Here is a 4,276-nt window from a genome sequence, read left to right on the forward strand (position 1 = left end):
GATAGGGCCAGGGCAGGCAAACCATGCCGGTGGATCAATCCACAACCTTTGCCGTCAGCATCCACCACCTCCAATGCCTCCAGGTGCCGATGCCGCTCAAACAACTCCAGCAACTGCCCAAGCGTGGCGTTGAGCCGCACTGTCGGTTGCTCGGCCAACGGCACGCTGCCCAGCGCCGGTAACGGCCAGCTTTCCCGTACGCCCAGCTCTTGCGGGCGCCCCAGCAGGTAGCCCTGCACCAGGTCTACCCCCATCTCGGTCAGCACTGCCAGCTCCTCTGCCAGCTCGATGCCTTCGGCAATCACCTGTGCCTTCGATGCCCGGGCAATCTGCAAGATCGAGCCAACGAACTCGCGCTTGAGCGGGTCGCGGTGAATACCGTCGATGAAGTGGCGGTCGATCTTCACGTATTCAGGGCGCAACTCCGACCACAGGCGCAAGCTTGAATAGCCCGCGCCCAGATCGTCGAGGGCTATTGAAAAGCCCATGTCACGGTAGTGGTGCAGCGCATTTGACAGCAGCTGGAAGTCGTCGGTCGGGGTGTGCTCGGTCAGCTCGATTACCACCCGGCTGGGCGGCAGGCCGACCTGCTCCAGCAGCTTCAGGGTGAGGCCGGACGGGTAGTGCGGCTCCAGCAGCGATTCAGGCGAGATGTTGAGAAACAGCTTGCCCTGCAACTGCTGTTCGCTAAAGCGCCGGCAGGCACTTTCCCGGCAAGCGGCTTCCAGCTCGGTGAGGCGGCCGGCCTGGCGGGCGATGCTGAACAGGTTCAGGGGGGCATGCAGCGGGCTGTTGGACGGCCCACGGCTCAGCGCTTCATGGCCGAAAACCCGTTGCTCGCTCAGGCACATGATCGGCTGAAACAGACTGTGGATGCTGCGTTGAGCCAGGATGGCACTCAAGGCACTGAGCTGTTCGGCGACGGTCATGACGTATTCCTGAAAATGAAAGGGCCGGGCATCTGCATGCCCGGCCACCGTATTTCACGACAGCGCGATGACTGTTTGATGACAGGTCGCACTATTTTGCCATCACTGCCGACTCGCCTTACTTCTTGGCCACCTTGGTGCTGGCGCTGAGGTAGTCGATCAGGATACGACCGGTTTCCGAAAGGTAGGCGTCGTCTTCCGGCTTGGTGTTTTCGTCCTCGACCGGCAGCGCGTCCTCGTCCTCTTTTTTCAGCTCTTTGAGCGGCTCTTCACCCTTGGCCTTGCGGCGGATGTTCTCCAGCGCCAGCTGTTTGGCTTCGATTTCGTCGTGGCGTGCACGGCGGTCCTGCTCGTTCAGGCTGACGGTTTTTTCGGTCATCAGCTTCTGCGTCAGGGCAAGGCGGTCGCGAATGTAGGTGAACTCGGCATCCTTGTCGCTGCGCGCTTCATGTTGCGCCTTGAGCATGGCCAGGTAAGGCTTGAACGGGTCCGCCGCCGGCTTGACTACCGGGCGGATGGTGTCCCACGGCATGGCTTCGGGCAGAGCGCTCTCGCCGATTTCCTTGGTATCGATGATCGACGGGTAGTCGATGTCCGGCAGTACGCCCTGATGCTGGGTGCTCTGCCCGGAAACCCGGTAGAACTTGGCCAGGGTCAGCTTCAGCTCGCCATGGTTGAGCGGCTGGATGGTCTGCACGGTGCCTTTGCCGAAGGTCTGGCCCCCGATGATCAGTGCGCGGTGGTAGTCCTGCATGGCACCCGCGAAGATCTCTGACGCCGAGGCCGACAGGCGGTTGACCAGCAACGCCAGTGGGCCTTTGTAGAAGGCACCCGGGTTTTCGTCTTCGAGCACGTCTACGCGGCCGTCGCTGTTACGCACCAGCACGGTCGGGCCTTTCTCGATGAACAGGCTGGTCAGCTCGGTGGCTTCCTGCAGGGAGCCGCCGCCGTTGTTGCGCAGGTCGATGACCACGCCGTCGACTTTCTCTTTCTGCAGTTCGGTGAGCAGTTTCTTCACGTCACGCGTGGTGCTCTTGTATTCCGGGTCACCGGCGCGGTAAGCCTTGAAGTCGAGGTAGAAGGCCGGGATCTCGATGATACCCAGTTTGTAGTCACGCCCGTCCTGCTTGAGCTTGAGCACCGACTTTTTCGCCGCCTGCTCTTCGAGTTTTACCGCTTCACGGGTGATCGACACGATCTTGCTGGTCTGGTCGCTCGGCGCATTGCTGGCGGGGATGACTTCCAGGCGTACCACCGAGCCTTTCGGGCCACGGATCAGCTTGACCACCTCGTCCAGGCGCCAGCCGACAACGTCGACCATCTCCTTGTTGCCCTGGGCCACGCCGATGATCTTGTCGGCCGGTGCTACCTGCTTGGTCTTGGCTGCCGGGCCTGCCGGCACCAGGCGTACGATCTTGACCTGGTCGTTGTCGCTTTGCAGCACCGCGCCGATGCCTTCGAGCGACAAACTCATGTTGATGTCGAAGTTTTCCGCGTTGTCTGGCGACAGGTAGTTGGTGTGCGGGTCATAGGACTGGGCGAAGGTGTTGATATAGGCCTGGAAGATATCCTCGGCACGGGTCTGGTCCAGGCGCGCCAGCTGATTCTTGTAGCGCTTGATCAGGGTTTCCTGGATCTGCTTGGGTTCCTTGCCGGCGATCTTCTGGCGCAGCACCTCGTCCTTGACGCGTTTGCGCCACAGGTCGTCGAGCTCGGCCTGGTCCTTCATCCACGGGGCGTCCTTGCGGTCGATCAGCAAGGTTTCCTTGGCGGTGAAGTCGATCTTGTCCACGCCTTTGTTCAGCTCGGCCAGGGCGAAGTCCAGGCGCTGCTTGACGCGGTCCAGGTAGCGTTTGTAGATGGTGAAGCCCGGGTCCAGGTTACCGCTCTTGAGGAAATCGTCGAATTGCGTTTTCCACTTGTCGAATTCGGCAATGTCGGCAGCGGTGAAGTAGCTGCGCGCCGGGTCCAGCAGCTTGATGTAGCTGTCGTAGATGATGACCGAGCGGGCATCGTCCAGCGGCGGCTTGCTGTAGTGGTGGCGCTTGAGCAATTCCACCACGTTGAGGCTGGCGACGATCTCGTCGCGGTCCGGCTGCAGGCCGTCCCACTTGTTGGCGGCCGCTGCATTGCCGCCGAGCGCGAGGCTGCCCAGGCCGATCATTACAGCGAGGGCGGTGCTTGGGAGGAAATGCTTCATGCTGATTCGACGTGGAGGCAATTGATCACGCATAGTAGGCCGTCTTTTCCGTTGCCGGTTCCATGGAACCGGGCAAATACTGCAAAAAGCCTGGGGTGTGCGTTCCCCAGGCCCAGTCATGATTCAACTATGGAGGCACTGTGAAGGCATTGCAAGGCGTTGACGGACATGTGGAGTGGGTCGAGGCCGAACGCCCGGCCTGTGACGCGGGCCAAGTGCGCATTCGCGTGGCTGCTGCGGGCCTGAACCGCGCCGATCTGCTGCAGATGAAAGGTTTGTACCCGCCACCGCCAGGCGCCAGCCCATACATGGGCCTTGAGTGCGCCGGGGTGGTCGAGGAAGTGGGCGCCGGCGCCGACTGGCGCGTGGGCGACCGGGTGTGCGCACTGCTGGCCAGTGGCGCCATGGCCGAGGAAGTGGTGGTCGATGCCCGTCATGTACTGCCGGTGCCCGAAGGGCTCAGCCTGCATGAAGCGGCAGCCTTGCCGGAGGTGTATGCCACTGCCTGGCTGAACATCTTCCAGCTGGGGGGTGTGAAGGCCGGTGAAAAGGTGCTGGTGCATGCTGGCGCCAGTGGTGTTGGCTCGGCTGCCATCCAGCTGTGCAAGGCATTCGGCAGCCCGGTGTGGGTCAGCGTCGGCTCGCCGGATCGCCTGGCCTATTGCGAGGCGCTGGGCGCTGCGGGGGGTGTGGTACGTAACGAGAACCTGGATGCACTGGAAGGTTTCGGGCCGTTCGACGTGATTCTCGACCCGGTGGGCGCCAGCTACGGCGAACTCAACCTCAAGCTGCTGGCCCGTGACGGGCGCTGGGTGATCATCGGCCTGATGGGCGGGCGCAAGTTTGAGCTGGACTTGGCCCAGGTGCTGGGCAAGCGCCTGGAAATTACCGGCTCTACGCTGCGCAACCGTGACGACGGCTTCAAGGCCGAGCTGCTGCGCGAGCTGCAACAGCAGGTGTGGCCGCTGTTCGCCGAAGGGCGTTTGTCGCCGCAGCTGGTCGATACTTATCCTGTCGAGTTCGCTCAGGCGGCGTATGCCGAGCTTGAGACCAACCAGGTGTCGGGCAAGCTGGTAATGGTGATCGACCCAAGCCTGGTGTAAGCAGGCCCGGCCCCTTCGCGGGGGCCCCCCCCCCCCCCCCCCCC

The 4,276-nt window shown here is 62.4% G+C and carries 3 protein-coding genes; 1 reads left to right on the forward strand and 2 read right to left on the reverse strand.

The window, feature by feature from the left end; translation table 11 throughout:
* On the reverse strand, positions 1-929 hold a 929-nt coding region (locus ACK1VC_RS18890; protein ID WP_449118014.1), incomplete at its 3' end, for an EAL domain-containing protein.
* Positions 930-1,047: 118 nt separating this feature from the next.
* Positions 1,048-3,129, reverse strand: a complete 2,082-nt coding sequence (locus ACK1VC_RS18895; RefSeq protein ID WP_016485312.1) for a carboxy terminal-processing peptidase — start codon at positions 3,127-3,129, stop codon at positions 1,048-1,050.
* A gap of 140 nt (positions 3,130-3,269) precedes the next feature.
* Here ACK1VC_RS18895 and ACK1VC_RS18900 point away from each other — a divergent pair, with 140 nt between their 5' ends.
* A complete protein-coding gene (locus ACK1VC_RS18900) occupies positions 3,270-4,232 on the forward strand; it encodes an NAD(P)H-quinone oxidoreductase (RefSeq protein ID WP_016485313.1) in 963 nt (320 codons plus the stop codon).
* Positions 4,233-4,276 lie beyond the last annotated feature (44 nt).

The organism is Pseudomonas sp. XP2 (assembly GCF_053557975.1).

Excerpts from the sequence above, each read along its gene's own strand:
- ACK1VC_RS18895 (WP_016485312.1), bottom strand. The coding sequence starts at position 3,129 with ATGAAGCATTTCCTCCCAAGCACCGCCCTCGCTGTAATGATCGGCCTG.